This is a genomic window from Ruegeria atlantica, from assembly GCF_947495585.1.
GTDB lineage: Bacteria > Pseudomonadota > Alphaproteobacteria > Rhodobacterales > Rhodobacteraceae > Ruegeria > Ruegeria atlantica_G.
In genome coordinates, this window is record NZ_CANLZK010000001.1 from 650,823 (window position 1) to 671,426 (window position 20,604).

The following is a 20,604-nucleotide window of genomic DNA, read 5'->3' on the forward strand; positions in this document are numbered from 1 at the left end:
GGCAACCGCCAGGGCCGTCACAGTGGCGTCGAACAACTTCTAAGATTCCTCGATTTTAATCTCAAAAATAGGTGTACTCGACCAGGTCAAGTGTTCAGAGAACCGCAGTTGTAGCTGGCCGACAAAACCGTCTTCGGTTGCGTAATTCACTTCTACACAATGGCTCTCATCGTCTGACTCAGAGTATTGAATGTTGGAGAGCGTGTTTCCGGAAAACAGCCAAGCGACCCTATTTTCAAAATCCGAACCATACAAATCTATCCCATTCACCGTCGCGATATAGGATCCATATTTTGCTTTTTCGGGTTGGTGTTCGATCCTAATATTTCCTTGCTTATCAGCACGTTCATAACGAAGATCTCTTATGACCCGCCCTTCGGATGCTCTTGAAACCAAAAGAACAGGGCTACTGCCCGTTTGATGTGCCAGTGGCTCCAAACTCCGCCAAAACTCCTCCTGACCGATACCATACTCAATAGTTCTAAGTGTACGGTCGCGCTGATCGAATGCTCTCCAGATCCGAATGCCGGTTTCTCTTTGAATACTTGAAGCGAAAAATTCTTCGAAGTTTGAGACCCGGTCGTCCATTGGCGGATCGGTCAGATAAGCCTTCTTAATTTCGCCAAATTCCCGGTCAATTGGCGACGCTTCGCTGAGGTTTGAAACGCGATAGATTTGTATGTCTTGAAAGAAGGGAAGGTTTGAAGGCCCCTTTAGGAGTGCATCTTCAACGGCTGAACGGATGCGTTCAAGCTGAGTTGCGTCAACGTCGCGATCTTTTAGACGCTTCTGTCGCACTGAATTTATAGCGGTTTCTACCGTTTTGAGAGTTTCCATGATGCTCTCAATTGAAAGGTCAGGTACGGATTCTGAAGTAAGCAACCGTAAACCCCTAAAAATTTGATCTGGTTTTTCCTCAAGTACAGATTTCAGACGGCTGATCTCTTGCAGACATTTTCGTAAGGATTGGTCACCCTCAGGCAAGAATTCTTCTTCTTCCGCCAATGTCTCAACACCCCTTGAAAGCGAAGCATCGCCGCCTTCCTGATGGGCAGCCAAAATAATCGCTGCAATAGACAAACCCAATCCGTCCCTGTCGTGCAAAGTGCTTGGGCTGTAGACCCTTCCTGGAACAACGCGCCGTTCGGTCATGTTATCCAAAGAGTTCACCAGCTGGTCGAGGTCCCTGGCGTATGATCCTTCCGAATAGCGCTCACCAGCCATTTCAAGACGAAGAACATCCAAGAAGGTGGAGGAAAAGTTGAACACTCTCGAGCGCGATCTGCTTCCCATCTCGTCGCCTCTTTCTCGACGCAATACCGCCCGTGCGTTTCGACCCCCGATGTCCGAAACCTGTTTTCCCTCGATTGACCAATGGAGCAAAAGAGCAGAGACAAGAAGGAGGACGTCATCATGCGCGCCGCTAATGATGCCAGAGAATACTTGGTTGGGTGAAGGCGATTGATCGTATCTGAAACAAAGCGGTTCGACTTGTGCTAACGCTTCATGCCAGTTCTTTTTCAAGAGATCTGGATAAACCAAACGCCGATGACGAAACTGGTGGAGATCGTCGAAATCTATTCTCAAGTTCTCTGGCCAGCGCACCAAGGCTTCATGAAAATGGTCAGCTCCTGCTTCGTCTTCATTCCATACGGCAACGGCGAGGCAATATGCTGTGTTAGTAAGGTGCTGCCAAAGGAATACCCAGCTTTCACGATAGGTCGACCAACACTCATCATCAGTACGAGACGAGTTTTTGGACCAACCGTAAATTGAAGCTGCTTTCTGAAGAAGGCTCTCCCAAGAACCGATCAGTTCTGGAAGGATACCCAAATAAGCCTTGGCATCCGAGCCAGACAGGGCCAGCCGCGGTTCAGCAGATTGGCCTTCGGAGGCCTCAATCAAGGTTCTCTTGGTTAACCATGCCTCAATCATGTGCATCATCATGGGTTCCAGATCGACAATCTTTTTGACGACATCAGGCGACAAGATTTGTCCGCTGGAGGGCTTCATTAGGCGAAGCGGGGTATATGCGAGTGATTTTATGAAGTGACCATCTTCAGGGATCCTTTCAGCAGCTCGTTCAAACAATCGCCGGTATTGTCCTGTCCATTCTCGGTGGGGGGGCATCCAAGAGTCACCTTGGATTTCCGCGAAGCTGAACGGCCTTCCATCAGTGGAGGGAGTTGAACTCAACTCCAGTAAGAAGCGATGGTAGCGCGTCATTTCAGCAATGGCGTCATCAAATGCCACAGGCGCCATCCTGGCTATCTGCTCCAGTGTTTTGTCCGCGAGCTCCTCAAGAATCTGCTCTGGTGTTGGAAGATCACTCATCTTCACTCTTCCTCCGAAATCTAAAGGCTCTTTGGATCAAGAACTTCTCGAAGCGATTCAATGGAATTCCGCCGCGCCTGCAACACCACTCCACACGGCCCTGTAGTGGAACTTCTAAACGCGGAGTAAACCAGATAACCGGCCCCTGATCGAAGAAGTCGGTTTGATGATTGGAGTTGTTGCTTGAGGCCTTCTGGCACCGCTTTTCCCAATTTCGCAGAGCCCAATGAAGCAACACTACTCGTAGGTCAGACAAAACTACTTGAGACGAAAAATCTGTCTCAATCTCAACGAGATTAGGTGCTCCGATGTCGAAGCCGAACATTACGCTTGGTTGTCCGCTCTTGTTACTTGCATCTCCAAACACTCCGTTGGATGCGGATGCATACAAGTGCTCTCTAATGCGGTTGAGAAAGACTTTGGGCAAAACAACATGGGCCGTATACCGTTCCCTCATGCGCTCACGGGACGAGTGCTGGACAAACTCCAGAGTGGTCGCAATGAAATGCGCCAAGCCCGTCAGATTGACCAAAAGCCAAACTAAATGGATGCCCGCAATGCTTAACTCAAACACCTGCAACTCTATACCGACGTTGAAGTAGTCGAGTACGAGTTGACCCGGCCAGACGAGTTGAGCACACATTACCGCCAACAATGCAACCGAACTGGCAATCACTCCGAATGCGCAGGACTCGAAGTAATATAGTCTGACATCGGTTGAAGACCTTTCACGCTGGGCAAGGATTGTCACAAGTGCCAAAGCCAACGAGATAACACCAAGGACGCCGACCTGAGCGGTGATAAAATGGCTGGAAAGGCCAGAAAGCTGCTGAGACAGCTCGCGGGACCAGATAGCCTTCGAAATCCCAGGTAGCCAATGTGGAAAATACAGCGAAATTGCGACTTCGGAAATGACAAACCCCAAATAGACTGCGATGTAATACTTGATGTATCGCCCGAATGTTCCGATGGAAAAAAAGCCAAGCAGGAATTTGAGTGACGCCGAGTAACGCGAACGGCGAGCCGTAGGGTTGCTTCGGATTTGATTTCGAACCTCTTTTCGCGCCAATCTGTTTAGGCTTCCTGTCCACCCTCCATCTTTCCAATTGATCATTTGGGGAAAATCTCGCCGTGTATTCAGTTAAGTAATGTATTATTAGTAGTTACGCGTCGACTTTAAGGTAGGTTGCTCCAAATGCCTTCACCGCCCGGCGTTCCTGCATTGCGCCGGCGAGGTTGAACGCCACGCCGCTTTCGCCCTGGGTAGGAGAGATCGCCTACGGTTTCGAAAGTTGCTGCAGGTGCTTGATAGGCTACGAGCGCTTCCGTGGGCAAGGAAGAAATACCGTCAGCCAGTCAAGCCGATGCCAGTTTACCGCAAGACGGGTCATGTGGCGTTGAATCGCCAACGGAAATTATTGGTTGGGCGCCGACCGAAACTCCCAAAACTGACCCAGCCCATTAGTCTTCAATCAGCGAAAAATCGTCGTCATCGCCCGACTTTCTTTTGCGGTTCCTTAGTTTCTTTGTTCGTCTCGGGCCTTTGGGTGCGTAGTTGTCGTTCAACGCTTTCTCGACCAACCATGTCGCAGGGTGATCAGGGAAACCTTCGCCGTAGTGGCGGATCAGATCGATATATTTGAACCCAAGCGCAGATATCTTACCGATCTCCTTGCCTGTAGAGGCGTTTTTGACCACAAGGCCGCCGCCCTTGGCCGCCAGTGCGATGTCTTTCTGTTTCAACGCTGCCGAAAGCTCATTCCAGGAACGCGTATCAGCAATAGCTGTGGTGAGGAGTGTTTTGAGGTCGAGTTTCGATGGACGATCAATCTCCTGTGGTTCTTGAACCGAGATATCCATTGCATTTGCAGACGGGTCGGCCGCTTGTCGATATGGATTGTCTCTTACACGGACGGTCTGAACATCCTCTCGGGCTGTTGGTTTCGGCTGAGTATGCGAGGCTTCGGTATTCTCATGTCGGAAGATCAACTCTGGCAATAAGGTCTCCCAACCATCGCGCTTATGGTAGTGGGCGTAGTCTTCGCCACTATCAATCTTACGCCAGTTGATTATGGCCCCGATCTGGCCAGACGCAAAAACATGCCCGCGGGGTGGCTTCCACGATTTGGCCATACGTCCGACAACACGTTTTAGGGCGTCCAACAAAACCCAATGAGGTTGTTGAAACTCAAGGGAAAGGGTGTCCCCTACATTCGCTGTGCGCACGGCGTTGTGGACTTCATGTGCATCCCTTTGGCGACCGGCGAATGACAAATCTACAATATCGAGCGCGGGCATCTGGTATTTTGTTGCAGGCAAAGAGGTTTCGTCGAGATCGGGCGTCACATGCCTGATAAGAACTGAATCTGAACCCGTTTTCAGAAAGGGGTGCGTTCCGGATGTCAGCACTGTTAGGCTTTGCTGTGCGCGGGTCATTGCCACATAGAATAGGCGACGAGGGGCTTCGTTATCCTCCTCTTTCGAGACTCGGGTCCAACCGCCGTTTAGAATGGCGACATGGTCAAATTCAAGGCCCTTGGCCCTGTGCGCCGTCAGCAACAGCAGTCCACGTTGTTCACCGCGTGTATCCCGGGACCAGTCCGCGATCCATTCAATGATGTCAGGTACTGGCATAGATTTGGTGCCCAACTCACGGGCCAGTTCCGCCACACCTTCTGCCAGCAAATCCACCCATTTGTTGCGAGACTGAACGTTCAGGACCGTGAGGATATCCTGAATGCCCAGAAGTGCGCCTTGTTTCTCGCGTAACCCGGACACCAGACGTTGGGTCTCCCTAAGTCGCCAAACATTCGGAAGGTCTTCGTTGGCCATATCCACGCGCAGACCTTGTGCTTCGGCATAGGTCCGAACTGCATCCAGTGATTTCCAGTCTCGGGAAATCACAGCAACGCGGGACCAGTTCCAATTGGGGTCCAGGCGAGAAAGGCGTATCAGCTCGTTGATTGCTGCTGCAGATTGCTGCATCGCGCCAGCTGGGACGTCCAGCAACTGCACTCGGCCATGGGCAACGGAATCTTTCCCCTCCAGACGTCCGCCGCTGGGTTGAGAGAGCCGCGCCTGATTGATTGTGATTTGGTGATCCATTTTCATGCGTTCAGGCGCCTTGGATATGACCTGATTGGCGGCTTCGATAATATGTGCTGTCGACCGGTAGTTTTCGATCAGAAAAGATGGTCTGGCCTTATAGTCCTCTTCAAATCTGCGGATGAAATCCACGGAAGCCCCGTTGAAAGCATAGATATTCTGGTCGTCATCGCCCACGGCAAACAGGCTTAGTTTAAGCTCGGCATCTTCCAGAGAACGACCGGCCACGGCGGAAATGAGCGCGTATTCCTCCGGGCCAATGTCCTGGTATTCATCCACCAAAATCCAGCGAAACCCCTGAATCAGGCTCTCGCGTTGCGCCTCTGCTTCGGCTTTTGTGAGGCCTTCGGGGTTGAGCTGGCGCACCGCCTCCATAATGACATTGTCGAAGTCTTCTGTCGCGGCCTGAACCCCCGCAAAACTGGCGCCAACCAGCTTCATCGCAAGCGAATGGCAAGTCGAGATCGTAACCCCCGCCGCATCATCGCCCACCAGCGCTCGTAGGCGAACACGGATTTCGGCAGCGGCATGGCGATTATAGGCCAGTACCAGGATACCGCGCGGGTCTTCGCGCTTCATCCGTAATAGATAAGCGATCCGGTGCACTAAAACACGGGTCTTCCCAGATCCGGGACCCGCCAAAACCAACACATTGGTCTGGTCCCGATCGTCCGCAACAATGTCCTGTTGGACCTTGTTGCCCAGATCTTCGACAATGGCGGTCCAGGACTTGCTGGTTGTCTGTCGCTTGACCTCTCGTGCCATGCCCGGCATCCAACGTTTCATGAACTGCTCTTTGTTGAGCAGGAAGTAATCCTCCGATAGGCGTTCGGCGTCTGTGATCTTCTCGAGGCCGGTTTCCGCGTAAGTTGCCATGACATGGGTCTGAAGCGTCTGTTCGGCGTAATGCTCTTCCAGAGGGAGGAAGTCCGATTGCGTGAACTGACCACCTTCGGGATTGAGGAATACGGTCATGGCGGGGCGGAATACGGTCAACCCTTTCCCCAGTGTCAAAACGCCCTGTTCATGCATCCAAAGCAGGGAGCGTTCCAACAGCTTGGTCATATCCCGCAGACCGCTGGATTTCAGAACGGCATCTTGTGTGAGCTGCGCCAGAAGGTCACCTACGGTAGTTTCGACCTGCAGATCTTTGCCACGCGCGCCTTTGTCGAGTCGACCCGTCAAAAACTTCAAAAGAATCCCGGCAGCTTGCCACCGAACCTCAGCGGTTTGGGCAATGACTTCCCACGTTCTTATCCGCGTCACGTTTAGAGTGTTTCGGCTGATTTTGCGCAAGCGGATATTGCCGGTGCCTCCATCCTGCCCCTTGCCATCCCGAGCTATGCCCCGGATCAGTTTGTCGATTAAATCGGGGCGGGCATCGGCATGGTCCTGATTGCGCAGATGCTGGCAGGTTTCCTGCAGGTTCAGCGGTATTGGAGTCTCTTTGTCCGCATCCGGTGCCAGCTCTCGCATCGACGCGATCAAATCCCGTTCCAGGTTTGCGGCCTCTGTGAGGCGCCCGGAGGAAGACTGCGCCACACCGACATGGATGAAGAGCGTCATCGCAACGTCGTTGCGCGCGATGCCAAAGCTTTCGAGATTGGCCATCGCCTTGGTCAGTGCGCCGGGTGTCAAACCGCTGACGCCGCAGAGCTGATCGGTTGAGACCCCTTCATCCGCCGGGGCCAAAATCAGATGCTGCACGATGGCCAGCAATTGTTTGCGATGCGCTTGAGTGATCTCCGCATCCGCAAGCCGTTGTTTCGCCTCGTCCAGTGTGCGGACCGTTAGCGAAGAAGGGAAAATACGAACACGGTTCTCTTCTCGCGAAACAAGTGTTGCTTCTTCAAGCCACGATACGGCCGTCTTGACTCGTGTGTCATCAGTCGCGCTGTCCCGTTCAAATTCTTGATCTTTTTCGAACCGGACAATCTCACCCGCAGTGGCGACGATCTTGCCGGTTTTGCGTGTGCGTTCGTCGATCCGGCGTAGGGCTTTGAGAATGGCTCCGATTTCATGCCGTGCCAAACGCGAACCCGCGGACAGCCTGAACTGGCGTTCTACATCATCCCCCGCGTACAGAAGCACGCAATCGGCGATTTCCCGGTCGCGTCCGGCGCGCCCAGCCTCCTGCAGGTAGTTTTCCAAGGACCCTGGGATGTCTGCGTGCACCACCAGCCTGATGTCGGGTTTGTCGATGCCCATGCCAAAAGCGTTGGTGGCTGCGATCACCCGCAGGTCTCCGACCCGGAACCGTTCCTGAACGTCGTGTTTGTCATCGGACCCAAGTCCAGCGTGGAAATGTGCCGCGTCCATACCTTGTGATTTTAGAAACTCGGCAACGCGCTCGGTCTCTTTACGCGTCGCGCAATAGATCACGGCGCCGGATCGGCCCTCAGCGGGAAGCAGCTCTTCGATCACGTTCAGGACATCGGTTAGTTTGCTGTTCTTAGTCGTAGGCCTGACATCAAATGTAAGGTTTTTCCGCGATGCTCCACCATCAAGGGACAGCAGCTCGACCCCGGCGCGAGACTGAAAATGTTCGACGATATCGGCGACGACCTCTGGTTTGGCGGTGGCCGTGAGACAGAGGATTGGGGCAGGGGCTTGATCGCCCGAGAACTCTTTGATGAAGCGTCCCAGATATCTGTAATCCGGCCTGAAATCATGACCCCATTTCGACACGCAATGCGCCTCGTCAATAGCCCACAGGCCAACTTCGCGCTGAGCCAGTACCGACCGGATCGATGTACTGCGTAATTGCTCGGGCGAGATGATCAAAATGCCCGCATCCCCCATGCGGACCTTGTCCAAAGCGTCTTGTCGCTCGGGCATGGACATCTGACCATTCACAGTCACGGAACAGGAAATGCCTACGCGCTCCATACCCTGAACCTGATCTGCCATCAGCGCGACCAACGGGGAAATGACCACGGTCAACGCCCCTATTTTGTCGAACCGCGACAAGGCTGGCACCTGATAACACACGGACTTTCCAGTGCCTGTTGGCAAGATGCCGAGCAGGCTTGTTCCGGACATGGCCTCATCGACAATGCGTTCCTGTAGAGGGCGACCATCTGGGTCCACAGGCTGTGGGCGGAAACTGTCGAACCCGAACCACCTGTTCAGCGCACGGACCGGGTCATTCTGTTCAGCACACCACTGACAGGCGGGATCTTTGCAGGACGTATCCCTGAGATGCCGGACAATCAGAGATGCCTCGCGAAATTGCGCCCGAACCCAGGGCGGCATGACCGAGTCCCCACCCGCTACGGTGATCCAGGATAGCGCATAGGCCATGGGCCATCCGTTTCGGGGATTGCTAAGCCTTGCCAGAGTCTGTTCGACCCGTTTACTACAAGCCCGACCGTCCAGCATCCGACGGATGGCGGGAACGGCTTCATCCTGCGGCGGGCAATTGGCTCTTCTTAGGTACTTGAAAACTGCGTCGAACCCTTCGGATTGTTCCGTTCGAGTGGCCAGGAAGTGATAGGCTACAAGCGCATCTGGTTCGCTTTCGGCAAGGTTTTGAAAGGCATCGAGCTGATTAGCGAACACCTCAAATACAAGCCGGGCGTCAAGTTCTGGATCATTGATATGCCCCGCAGCCAGCCGCCCGTCCTGATAGTGTTTGACCAGATGGTGGTACGGGTTGCGAGGGAAGGCCAGCGGGTTCAGCCACAATGTATCAATTGGTGCCCGCATGATCTGGGTCAGATGTGGTCTGGCGGCAATTAGGTGTTCCATATCGTGGTGCAGGAAATTGTGCCCAATCGAATGTGGGACGCCTGCGATGGCCTCTTCCAGGCGATCGAGATCTTTCTCCAGCGCGCTGGATTTCGACTTCAAAGCCGGTTGCTCATCGTTTCGAACGGCGGCAAAGGCAAATACCTTCGAGGTTTTGGGATCCACCTCCAGATCGATGGACAGACATTTGGAAAGAAACTCGTTATGTCGACCGTTCATTTGTGATGCGCAACTGTTCCAAGACTGTAGTCAGAGAATACCTTTTTGAGACCATGTACAACCCGGGCGGGAAGTGATGACTAAACCTATTGGTTGCAAAGCCACAAGTGATGGCGATCAATCAAAGTCCGGATACGGCCTTGACGGGGTGGTTCCAACAAACCAGATATTTTTTGCTTTTAGTCTTTATCCGTTTTCGGGAACCGCGCAGCGGTGATGCTGATTATTTTGAATGGCCGGTTTGGGATGGCCACGCAGGTCTTGGTGATTGGGCCTCAGGCCAATTGCATCGCGCGTCGAGCTTAACAGGTGGGTGAAAAATTTGGGGCCGTTCACATCCAAATAAGCAAAGCAACTTGCCGATCGTGTCCTCGGCAAGTTGCACTTTCTATAGTGCCAAGCTTGAAAGGGCGGAAGTGGAGAACCGCGGGCTAAGCGAATGCTCCATCAAGTCCGCCCAATGGCTTCGAATTGAAGGATGTTAACATCCAGCCTCCTGCCTCCTCAGGCACATAAAGTTTCTCGGGTGCCAAACGTTGTTGCAGAACGTCATAAGCGGTTTGCATGAACTCCGGCGGCAATTTGAAGTTTTCGACCGAGAAGTTTTCAACTCCATCGAAGCTCACTTTTTCAATCACAGGTATCAGACCAGGGCGGCCGAAATCATCGCTCCAATCGCCGCGGAAAAAAAGCACTCCCAAAACGGAACACTCAGTCATTGATAGTGTGAACCGAATGGTCCGGCCATCTTGATCCAGGAGCAATGCTCCGTTGGCAATGGTATTAACCATAGATTTCGACAGATACTCTTTTAAAGTCATAGGTTTCTCTTTGATTGCGGTTTGCCTCGTAAACAGGAAGTGGGATCAGAACCGGAAGCGAGAAGTAATTCTTTGGATATTTTTTGCTCGACGATTGTCAGTCCCGAAAAAAACAAATCCAAATGGGCCGCAGGCCATTTGTTGATTTCCTGATTTCAGGCACTTCCATGACTTCGCGGTCATAAAATATGTTTATAATCAGTATTTTATAGAAAATTTCGTCGCATCGATCCGGGATGAAGAAGCGATCCTCCGGTTGACCAAAATCACGATCCGGGTCTCGCGCACCGTCGATCCGGTATTTTCACACACCTATCAAACCGTCTTTGGAGCGAGCGTGTCGGTACGAATTTTTTGACATACGAAACACGGAGAACGACATGCCCGAAGACAATGGCCGCTTCATCATTTCTCGTCCGATGGCTGAATACATCAAACTATCGCCGCTGGGACCCAGTGCAAAAAAGCTGCTGATTGCGCTGATATATCTGCAGCATCTTGAAGAGGATGAATGGCCGAAGGTCGTGCTCGACAAGGAGCCGATCAGGTATGAATACTCAGACAAGTACCTTTGTCGGCACTACCACACGCTGAATACATTTCGGACATTGGGTTTTGCGCCAAAGTCCAAAAGTGCTCGTTTCCTCGAGAATGCGATCCACGATCTGCGAATGAAGACGGATCTCTTCGACGTGTTGGAAGTTCAGGCGGGCAAACCAACAGTCCTTGTCTGGCAGTTTTCGATTTATGCCGCCGTATTGATGTCCATGCGAAGACCCTATGCACTCATGCACACCAGAGACATCGCCCGCATGAAAACCGATTTAGAGCCCGGTTTCATCACCTTGTTGACACTGCACGAAAATATGGATTGGCCGGAGTTCTCGCTCTTTAAAGCGGTTCTCCATAATCGTGGCTGGGAAGGTTTTCGCGACGCTCCCATACCTGACATGCGAGGATTCAAGCCTAAACTGAAGCGGCTCCTGAGAAAGTGGAGCGCTCTCAAGTCTCATGAATACGCTGCCGTGATCTGTCAAAACGGTGAACGTCCGGGCGTCACCGATGTCCGCATTCGTGTTCGCCACGCAAGAACAAAGTGGTCCGAAAACAGTTTTTACAAAGTCTGCATCCGCGACGAGTTGGTAAAGATCCCTAAAGGCACCAACTGTTAGTCGGCGGCCTTTAACGTGGGGCAGCAAAACAAGTTTCGGCATTTTTTTCCCAGATCGTCGTTGTGGACCCATCTGCTCTTTATGAAGCGACTATCCACACTCAGAACCAACTCCGCAGCGCTGACCGGCTTGCCAAGCTTGTCACAAACCCAGATATCGAACCGCTGGCAATTGCATCCGGACACCGTGCGCCGGGTACTGCGCGAATTGAGTATTCGTCCCGCGCCCGGGCCATGGAAGCGCCCGCGCTATGCCATCACGGATGTCTGGCGGGTCGAACGCGTGCCCCATGCCGAGATGCTGGATCAAGATCAACATCCAGCACTGCTTGAGCCACTGCTGACTGGCAAAGACCTTGCTGCGGAATTCGGCTGCGTTCCGGCAACCATCCGCAATTACGCCCGCGACAACATCATTCCAAGCCTCCGGATAGGTGGCTCGATCCGGTTCCGGAAACACCAGATTCAGGGGCTTTTTGATGCTGTGTGAGGCCGAAAACACCGCAATTCGCACCTTTGCTCGATTTGAAAAAAATGAGGAATACACCCACAAAACCTCATTTAAATACGTTTTGGAGCCCTTTTCCTCATTTCGTTTTCAGAGTGCCGAAATTCGAAAAAAGAACCTCAAAACGCATCTCTGAAGATCACCCGGATTTCCAAGATTAACCGCGTCACTAACGCCGAAAAAAACACCAATGATGGAGGCAAGAATGCAGATGACCCTCGAGCAAGCCGTCGAAAAACTCGACGCCGGAGACTACCCTTACTCGCAAGCAAACGCGAAAAAGATCCGGGGATCCGCAAACAAATGTAGGAAATTGCCCGCGTACAACTGTCCGCTGGCGATGATCCCGATCGATGTCGATGCCTTCGTCAAACGATGGTCAAGTCACATCGCCAACAAGGATGCGCCCGAAGGATTCGACACTTTCAAGCAGTTTGAAACGTGGCACGGCAACGTAAAGAGCCTGATGGCGCACGCGTCAGGATTGCGCGCCGAGGAAAAGCGTTTGCGCGGGCTGGAGGACGACTGGTCACAGCTCCAGAAAGCTGCGACCGCTCTGATCCAACCGCGTAGAAAAGGCAATAACATCCAAACACCAGAACTTATTGCACTGACCGTTCTGACAAGCCTGGCAAGAAGCAAGGGCGTCCAGCCGGCGCAGCTGAATATTGATATGTTGCACCTCTGGATGAAAGACTGTCACGATCAGGGCCGCAAGAACGCAATTCGTAAAGCTGCGCGTCTGCGGGATCGCCTGCATGAGTTCCCGGAGACTGTCGGACCCTCGCTTTTGCCATCTGTTATCGGTGAGATTCCCAAGGCCACACGTCACCGCGTGACACCAGATTTACCGGCCGAAGTCATCTCGGCTATTAGACAATACCAGGCGACGATGCGCCTCGGTCGATTTTATGATGGGCTCCTGGCAGGCCGCCGTCGCGCCCCGCTCTCTCCGCAGACTGTCAAATCTGCTGGGGAAGATCTGAACTGGTACTTCACCTGCCTTTGTGAACTCGGTCGATTGGATTTGAGCGGTGGCCAATCCATTGCGAAGTTGACCACGGCGGATAACCTGTTTGCGGCCTTCGATGCGGAAGTAGGCGGCGAATACTACTGGAAACCGCTCGGCGCCAGAACGCTCAAAAAGAATATGGGTACAGCATTTCGTTTCGCCCGTGAGTTTCACCCTGAACTCTCAAAAGTTCAAAAAGAGTTCTTTGAGACCGAATATTTCAAAAATTGGGACACCATGACGGAGGCAAACCAGGCGTTCTGCCGGCGCCTTGTCACGTCACCTCGGCGTGTCGAAAAGTTTCTGTCTCTCGCAGGTGAATTTCATATCCAGGCTGTGCCGCTCATCCAAAACTATAAAGATCTTTCGATGGGTGATCAGGCGCGAGCTGTGAGACTTTCACTTGCCGCTGCCATGGCCGCTGTTTTGACCTTTATGCCGCTTCGGGTTGATACACTGGTCAATCTGTCAGTCACTGGCGAGAAGGCCAATGTTTCCTTCCCGATTGGTTCGCGAACCGTCAGCTTCGCCATTCCAAAGGAAATGATGAAAAACAAGAAACCTCTGACAGCGTTGATCAAGAAACGCGGCAAGGTTGATCCTCGTTGCATCCTGGAATGGTGGCTAAACAAAGCGCGTCCACTCTTCATGAAGCGGCTTCACAACCCGGATCCACGTCTGCTGCTTGGGGGAGCCCGCTACAGCAACGCGGCTGATGCCTGGCGTTACGCCACCGCATCGGCCGATGCATACATGAAGTTGCATCAGGTGCGTCACGCCATCGCCTCGATCCTGATCAATCAGCCCGGCGCCGATCTGAACGTCGTATCCGCACTTCTCAACAACTCTCCAGCCACGGTTTCGAAGACTTACGCATTCTTTGACCAAACTGCAGCCATTCAACGCGGCCAGGATGGATTGGATGCCGTCAACAACGCACTCGCAAAAGGGAAAAACAGATGAAGTATCTGATCACGGAACAGGAATTGCCGCCGCCTATGCGTCGGTATCTCGCCGATGTCGATACTGGACGGGCCTATTATGCAAAAAGTCTTCACCCGAGTAGGCATGCTCTTTCCTCAGCCTTTCGCGGTCTCATCGAGACCGCGCGACATCATGGTTATGCGGAAAAGCTATCGCGGGAGACTGGAGTGGCTTTTTTTGATCGCCTGAGGGCGGACGGGTGGCAAGAAAACAGCCTGAGTAGTCAGGCAGGGCTGCTTCGGAAATACGCGTTTGAAACCGAAGAGGGCATGGAGTGGGCGATCGAGAGCGGCGCATTTGACCGCCGCCCACTCGAACTCGTCTTTCGTGCACCGCACTGGTCGCGATTTCTCGCAATCCAATCGGAGTTGCAGGAGGTCTGCGAGCCTTCGCTGATCCGTCTTGCCGATCGCTGGATGCGCTGGCGTCAGTCGATGCCTCGACTTGATGATGCCACAATGCAAAGCTTCAAGGCAGACGCGCGTAACCTCGGGCTTCTGGCTGAATTGATGTCGGAAATTGATCCGGAGAACCCGGACACAATCTTCCTACAACAATGTCAACGCATACGTCGAACGGTTACCCGCCCAAAATCGCCTTCGCATAAGAAGCCCTCGTTTCATGACCTTCCGGAACCTTTCCATACGGAAATGGCTCGGATCGCCGCGCGGTCCGAAAAGCCCAACGGGTTGTCCAGTGCCCGGATCGAATTGTTGTCCTGCGCTCTGCGACGCTTGGTTCGGATCACCAATAGCAGGCAAATGCCAGTGGAGCTTTCGATGGAGACGGCGAAAGCCTTCGCCGAAGACGTATTCGACAGCGACATCAAAACGCGAAGCAAAGCAAATTACTGCGACGCACTCGCAGGCTTTGCAAAACACGCCAACTATCCCAGCGAAATTCGCGAGGCGTTTATGGAAACGCACAATGCATTGAAACTGGAGTCCTCGTCTGATCTGCGTCGGAAGGAGGTGGCTTTGGCACAGAACCCACTGAATCTCGTTGACCTCGCAGAAATTGCCCATGCGCAACTTCAACAGGCTCCTCACCAGGATCATATCCGTACCCGTCGGCGTGACTACGCGCTTGCTGGCGCTATGGCTTTGTTGACGAAACTGCCATTGCGCTCTCTCGACCTGCGGACCGGGCGGATCGGTAGGGAATTCCTTAGAGATAGTGAAGGTTGGCGCGTGGAGATCGAGACATCCAAGACTGGAACTTTCATCAACGGTCGACTTGCAGAATGTCTGATCCCCTATCTGGATGCGACGCTACTAATGGGAGTCGGCGAAATGCATCTTTGGGCCGTCTATGAGGCGCGGGTCGGAACGGCACTGTTCGGCAATCCTGCTCGCGGTTGGAAACCTTTCGGTGACAATTGGCTATGGGAAAACATGCGGCGACTGACTGGCCACGGGCCACATGTCGCTCGTAGTCTCACATATGATGCCGTGGTGGAGGACCCCGATCTGGATCTACGCGTCGCGCAAGCGCTCTGCGGTCACGCCCAAGAGACAAGCCGACATTTCTATGAGCTGAACGCAGATCGCTACCGGCGATTGGAAGCGCAAGACATCCTCGCGAAAATTGCTGAATCGAGACCGAACAAAAAAGCCTTCGGCGCCTTTGTTGAAAACGCGGTTCCGCAGCTGGATCGAGAATGCAAGACCCAGACAATGCAAACGTGATCGCGATATAATTCACCGCGCCCCAGATTGATAACAAGTGCGGCATAGGCGGCAAAATCTACTCAATAGCCCTCGGCGACTCCTCACTTCGATCGGTCGCGTGCCTAATAGGGTGTGAAGTATCCCGGCCCTGACTTTCTCTCATCTTGCTACGTCTTTGTGAGCAGCAAGATGAGAGAAAGCTCAGAGCTCAGATCAACATAAACTACGTGCAGGGTGAAAGGAGAACGCCCCCGCCTGCGCGCTTGTCGTCCGATGGGGGCGGCGTAAACACAGGGTAATTCCCAATGAATAACAACCAAATCCTGACGCAGGTCGGCATGTTCCTCGAATCTGCTGATCTCGATCTTCAACATGCAGTGTTGCTGCTCGGTGGATCCGCAGCCCTGATGCGCCTGCAGCGATTGCGCGCGTCGGTCGCAACTGCCAACGCCTACACGGTCCAGCATCGCCGTGGCCTGGAATGGCTGCGCGACCTGCTCACTCTGGAGCACGTCGGTGATCCGGACCGTATTGAAAGCGGATTTTTCGCTGAGATTTCACCGGAAGATCCGGCGGTACTGGTCATCTGCGGGCTGACTGACCAGCTGGAAGCTTTGATCGCCAGAATTGATGAACCAACGCACACGTCTTTAGTGGCTGATTTAGTGGCTGAGAGTGAAGCGGCGGCGTGAGGAGATCGTGATGAGCTACACATACATTCGCCGGGAACAAACGCTCGAGGAACTGGGTGCTTGCGTGATCTCGCAAGCGGCCGCTTTTGCAGACGACTGCGCGCGGCATGGACCAATTCCGCGCGGGCTGATGCGGCGCAGCTTTTCGTATATGCTGGAGCGGCTGGAACGCGGCGACGTTCTCGATGAGCGGGACGATGCGTGTATCGCAATGATCGGCAAAGATCTCGTCTCCGCTGCAAATGCGCGGTGCGCGGGGTACGGAAACAAGGTGCTCGAGATGGACACTGAAGAAGATGTTCTGATCGACAGCGAACTGGAGCACCTGCGTCGCCGGATTCTGGCATGGAGTCAGTTTCAGTTTCTCCGAAATCGCCTGAGGGCGCGGGTGAAGGCGCAATTGCTGATTGGTGCATCGTCCTGACAAGATGCGGAGCGGCGACGTTCAACTGCGCCGCTCGCAAATCCTAACAGGCAACCGACCTCCATTGCTCCACACAGGCTGCTGAATCAGAAATTTACCGACGATCCCGGGCATCGCGAATCCATCTTCGTGAGATGGAATTGACCCAGTCGTTTCAGTTTCGGTCTCAAAATAGGGATTCAAACCAATCTCCAAGCTTTGAGTAGCCGCGCCTAACTGCTCCTTACACCCAAACGAAGTTGTGAGGAGAAAATGAAAACTCGTGCACCAGAGAACACCAGAAAATTCGGGGCAGGGATGCCTGAATCGTAATTGGGCGTTCGCGAGGTGATCGAAGCGGCTCCGCCAGGTTGGTCATCTTGGCCACAAGCTCTGCCGCTTCAACCTCTCAGTTTCCACCAACGGCACAGGATAGGGCCCCGAAAGACAATAATGGGACATGAAAACAATGGCTAAACGAGCAGTCCGAAACCCTGCTTCATTCGAAAACCTTGAGCTGATTGATGGGCTGGCCAACCGACCTCCTCCCATCAAGGCAGCAGTCGTCGCGCGCCTCAGCGGATTCTCCCAAAGGAAGATCACTGACCTCGCAAGCAAGCAGGAAATCCCTGGCGCCACAAAACGTGAAGGTCTCTGGCTTTTTGACCAACACGCAATTCACATCTGGCTCAATGAGGGAAACAAAAAATGTCGAGCAACATCTACAAGCAATCGGGAAGCAAAAACTGGCATCTCCGTGTCACGATCGACGGAGTCCGCCACAGAGAGTCGCTTCGAACAACTTCGAAGCGCGTCGCGGAAAAGAAGGCGAAAGACCGCATAAAGGAATTGCGGGCGAAAGCCGATAAGGGCGAAGACGATTGGTTGTTTCAGGTCGGTTACGTCAAGTTCTACGACGGAATGGGGCAGGGAGACACCGCTTGGTCGGACGAGACCGTCAAGCGTTACAAGACAAGCCTGCGCCAAATACTCAACATCCTCGATGAGCTTTGTGAAGATGAGGACCGTGATATTCGCGATCTCTTTGCAACGGACATTACAACGGCCGTGGTATCCGAGTTCGTCGAGCGAAGGAAAGACAAAGGTGTCACTGTGTCTACGATCAACCGCGATCTGACCGCGTTCCGGCACCTGATGGCTGAGATGAAAAACCAAGGTTGGGTTAGTGAGAACCCAGTCGTGTCCTATGAACGACAGGGAATGAAAGAGAATTTGCCAGACATTGAAATTCCAACCGATGACGCAATCAGGAAATTGGGGGCCAGAGCACCGGGAACACTGGCGTTCTTTCCGGAGTTCCTAAACGAAACCGGGGGGCGGGTCACCGAAACGGCGATGCTCAAGTGGTCCGACATAAAGGGATTGGAGCGGCCGACTGAAGGCAACGTTAAGGTCACCTATCGGAAAACCAAGGGGGGCAAGATCCGGGTCGTATTATTGCGACAAGCGGCGATCGACATCCTCCTTCGCATTCCGCGCTCCAATTCGTCTCCATACTTATTTTGGAACCGGAGCGATCACGGCTACTACAAGGATGCGTCGAACCTGTTCTGGGAATACGGGCAAGAAACTGGATTTGGCTCACGCCTGCACGATATCCGGCACAAGTTCGCGATCGAACGTCTGCAGGAGGGCTGGAGCATCTACCGGGTCAGCCGCTATATCGGCCATGTGTCGGTGAGGACGACCGAGCGCTATTACTTCCGGTATCTGACCCAGGAAGAGCAAGATGCCGCGAGTTCCGATGGGGACAACGGCTTCCGGTAAATCTTCGCTGGCTCATGACCTGAATACGGGCCTCGCAGATCTGCGGGGCCCGTTTCCTTTTGTCGATCTTCGATCAGCAATGGTTGTCTGAACGACGCATTTGCCGTGAAAATTGGATTGGACCGATGACATAGCCGGCGCAACCGGAGCTCGAAATGTGACATAGTATGTCAAGTTTCGGGATTGTGAGGGCTGGCATGGGCACCTGATGAGTCGCCTCGTTGGCGATAACTATTCTTACTTATCAGGGATATAGTGGCGGAGAGACAGGGATTCGAACCCTGGGTGGGCTTGCACCCACAACGGTTTTCGAGACCGCCCCGTTCGACCACTCCGGCACCTCTCCGCGGGGGTCTGTGAGGGGGGGATTTAGTGAGGAACGCGCGGGGGTGCAAGCAGAAAATTCTTGAAAATGACAAAGCCGGGATTTTCCGTTGCCTGACGCGGTATTTCCCCTAGGCTCATGAGTATGACTTATCCTTTACGCCAAACTATCCTGCCGCTATTCGCCGCCGTTCTGTTCGTAATCTACGGGTCGCAGCAAGCACTTGCTGCCGGACGGGACCGGATCGAAGCCTTTTTGACAACAACCGGGTTCGACGTTGCACTTGAAAGCATCGCGCTGGCCTCGGCCTCGGCCCCGCAAATGTTGGGAATCGATCCTGACGGGTTTGGGTCGGACTGGACACGCCTGACCGAAGAAGTCTTTGACACCAAGGACATGCGCGAAACAGCCGTATCTATTCTGGAACAAACGCTGAGCGATGAGGCGCTGACTCATGCGGTCGAGTTCTATGCATCCGACCTAGGGCAACGGCTGGTCGAGTCCGAGAATGCATCGCACATGGTTGAAGATGACGATGCCAAGCAACTGGAAGGGCAGAAAATCGTCTCGGACCTGATCAAGGATGGATCCAAGCGGGTCGAAAATCTGAAACGCATGAACAATGCAATTGATTCCAGCGGGACGGCATTACGTGCGCTGCAGGAAATTCAGGTGCGCTTTTTGCTGGCTGCCAGCGCCTCGGGGGTGATTGACTTGCAACTGGGCGCGGATGAACTGCGTCAGATGATGAAGCGAAACGAGACCGGCATGCGACAAGCTTTGCAGCTGTCCGCGCTTGCCGGGGCAGCCTATACCTATCAGGATTTCTCGGATACTGAAGTCGTCGCCTATGCTGAGGCATTGGAGCAGCCTTTGATGCAAGAAGTCTATGAGCTGCTGAATGCCATCCAATACGAAATCATGGCCATGAAGTTTGAAGATCTGGCCGCGCGGATGGCGGAACTGCACCCGGCCCAGGATATCTGATGCGCCTGATCGCTGCTTGTTTCGCCGTTTTGCTGACAGCCATGCCACTGGCGGCGTCCGAGCGGGTTGAACGCCTCATGCTGGCACTTCAATTGGAGCAGGTCGTCAATATTCTGCGCGACGAAGGCTTGGCTCAAGCGAAAGGCCTGAACGACACATTTCTGGGTGGTGACGGCGGGGCGTTCTTTGATAATCAGGTGGACGAAATTTATGATCCGCAGTGGATGCAGGAGCAAATTTCTGGGACTTTTGAGGTCAGCCTGACAGCCAGCCAGATGGATCGCGCCATCCTGTTCTTTGAAAGTGATGTCGGGCAAACCGTTATAACTCTGGAAAACTCGGCCAGAAAGGCCTTTGCAGATGAAACCATCAAGGACATGGCGCGTGAAAACTATCTGAACGGGGCAGGCGGCACCCAACTTTACCGGCTGGTCGGCGAGTATATCGAAGTCAACGACCTGATCGAAAAGAACGTACAAAGCTCGCTTAGTTCGGATTATAACTTTTTTCGCGGCCTCAGCGCGGATGCCGGAACCAGCTCGGAAGATATTCTGGCGCAGCTCCTGTCGGACAAGGACAGGCTTGCCGAGGAAAACCGCATCTGGTTGTATTCCTTCCTTCTGGTGGCCTATCAACCGCTCGATGAGGCTCAGATGCGGGAGAACATTGCTTTTTCCCGTACTGAGACCGGACGCGCAGTAAACGAAGCCTTTTTTGACGGATTCGATAAGATGTATGACCATATCTATTTTCAACTGGGTCAGGCGGTCTCACGGGCGCTTAGCGCATCGGATCTTTGATCCTGTATTTGATGTTGACTTTGCCGATCAATCTA

General features: G+C 53.3%; 14 protein-coding genes and 1 tRNA gene. 10 read left to right on the top strand and 5 right to left on the bottom strand.

What is annotated here, in order from left to right; translation table 11 throughout:
- Positions 1–39: 39 nt before the first annotated feature.
- The 3 genes from QMP16_RS03195 to QMP16_RS03205 all read right to left on the bottom strand — a co-directional run bounded on the left by QMP16_RS03195 (position 40) and on the right by QMP16_RS03205 (position 9,408).
- Positions 40–2,334 carry a hypothetical protein gene (locus tag QMP16_RS03195; RefSeq protein WP_282151190.1) on the bottom strand — a complete coding sequence of 765 codons (2,295 nt, stop codon included), beginning with the start codon at positions 2,332–2,334 and terminating at the stop codon, positions 40–42.
- Positions 2,327–3,448, bottom strand: coding sequence for a hypothetical protein (locus QMP16_RS03200; RefSeq protein WP_282151191.1), 1,122 nt, complete (start codon positions 3,446–3,448; stop codon positions 2,327–2,329). Before QMP16_RS03200 ends, QMP16_RS03195 begins: the two co-directional genes overlap by 8 nt.
- A gap of 347 nt (positions 3,449–3,795) precedes the next feature.
- The gene (locus QMP16_RS03205) at positions 3,796–9,408 is read right to left on the bottom strand and encodes a RecQ family ATP-dependent DNA helicase (RefSeq protein WP_282151192.1); all 5,613 of its coding nucleotides are present in this window, start codon (positions 9,406–9,408) and stop codon (positions 3,796–3,798) included.
- A 110-nt stretch (positions 9,409–9,518) separates the two neighbouring features.
- Here QMP16_RS03205 and QMP16_RS03210 point away from each other — a divergent pair, with 110 nt between their 5' ends.
- A complete protein-coding gene (locus tag QMP16_RS03210) occupies positions 9,519–9,725 on the top strand; it encodes a hypothetical protein (protein WP_282151193.1) in 207 nt (68 codons plus the stop codon).
- Between the two features lie 114 nt (positions 9,726–9,839).
- Here the strand turns inward: QMP16_RS03210 and QMP16_RS03215 are convergent, their stop codons facing one another.
- Positions 9,840–10,229 carry a hypothetical protein gene (locus QMP16_RS03215; protein WP_170393097.1) on the bottom strand — a complete coding sequence of 130 codons (390 nt, stop codon included), beginning with the start codon at positions 10,227–10,229 and terminating at the stop codon, positions 9,840–9,842.
- A gap of 380 nt (positions 10,230–10,609) precedes the next feature.
- Between QMP16_RS03215 and QMP16_RS03220 the strand changes: the two genes are divergently transcribed.
- The 7 genes from QMP16_RS03220 (at position 10,610) to QMP16_RS03250 (ending at position 18,457) form a co-directional block, all read left to right on the top strand.
- Positions 10,610–11,401, top strand: coding sequence for a hypothetical protein (locus QMP16_RS03220; RefSeq protein WP_282151194.1), 792 nt, complete (start codon positions 10,610–10,612; stop codon positions 11,399–11,401).
- A gap of 81 nt (positions 11,402–11,482) precedes the next feature.
- Positions 11,483–11,890, top strand: coding sequence for a helix-turn-helix domain-containing protein (locus QMP16_RS03225; RefSeq protein WP_282151195.1), 408 nt, complete (start codon positions 11,483–11,485; stop codon positions 11,888–11,890).
- 223 nt (positions 11,891–12,113) lie between these two features.
- Positions 12,114–13,883, top strand: a complete 1,770-nt coding sequence (locus tag QMP16_RS03230) for a hypothetical protein (protein ID WP_282151196.1) — start codon at positions 12,114–12,116, stop codon at positions 13,881–13,883.
- A gap of 188 nt (positions 13,884–14,071) precedes the next feature.
- Positions 14,072–15,592 carry a hypothetical protein gene (locus QMP16_RS03235; RefSeq protein WP_282151197.1) on the top strand — a complete coding sequence of 507 codons (1,521 nt, stop codon included), beginning with the start codon at positions 14,072–14,074 and terminating at the stop codon, positions 15,590–15,592.
- Between the two features lie 287 nt (positions 15,593–15,879).
- Entirely contained in the window at positions 15,880–16,266 is a 387-nt protein-coding gene (locus tag QMP16_RS03240; protein ID WP_282151198.1) for a hypothetical protein, read from the top strand.
- A 10-nt stretch (positions 16,267–16,276) separates the two neighbouring features.
- A complete protein-coding gene (locus QMP16_RS03245; RefSeq protein WP_170393091.1) occupies positions 16,277–16,690 on the top strand; it encodes a hypothetical protein in 414 nt (137 codons plus the stop codon).
- Positions 16,691–17,377: 687 nt separating this feature from the next.
- Positions 17,378–18,457 carry a tyrosine-type recombinase/integrase gene (locus tag QMP16_RS03250; protein WP_282151199.1) on the top strand — a complete coding sequence of 360 codons (1,080 nt, stop codon included), beginning with the start codon at positions 17,378–17,380 and terminating at the stop codon, positions 18,455–18,457.
- A gap of 256 nt (positions 18,458–18,713) precedes the next feature.
- Here the strand turns inward: QMP16_RS03250 and QMP16_RS03255 are convergent.
- Positions 18,714–18,803, bottom strand: a tRNA-Ser gene (locus QMP16_RS03255).
- Between the two features lie 117 nt (positions 18,804–18,920).
- Here QMP16_RS03255 and QMP16_RS03260 point away from each other — a divergent pair.
- Positions 18,921–19,769, top strand: coding sequence for a DUF2059 domain-containing protein (locus QMP16_RS03260; protein WP_282151200.1), 849 nt, complete (start codon positions 18,921–18,923; stop codon positions 19,767–19,769).
- Positions 19,769–20,569 carry a DUF2059 domain-containing protein gene (locus tag QMP16_RS03265; protein ID WP_282151201.1) on the top strand — a complete coding sequence of 267 codons (801 nt, stop codon included), beginning with the start codon at positions 19,769–19,771 and terminating at the stop codon, positions 20,567–20,569. Before QMP16_RS03260 ends, QMP16_RS03265 begins: the two co-directional genes overlap by 1 nt.
- The last annotated feature ends 35 nt before the right edge of the window (positions 20,570–20,604 follow it).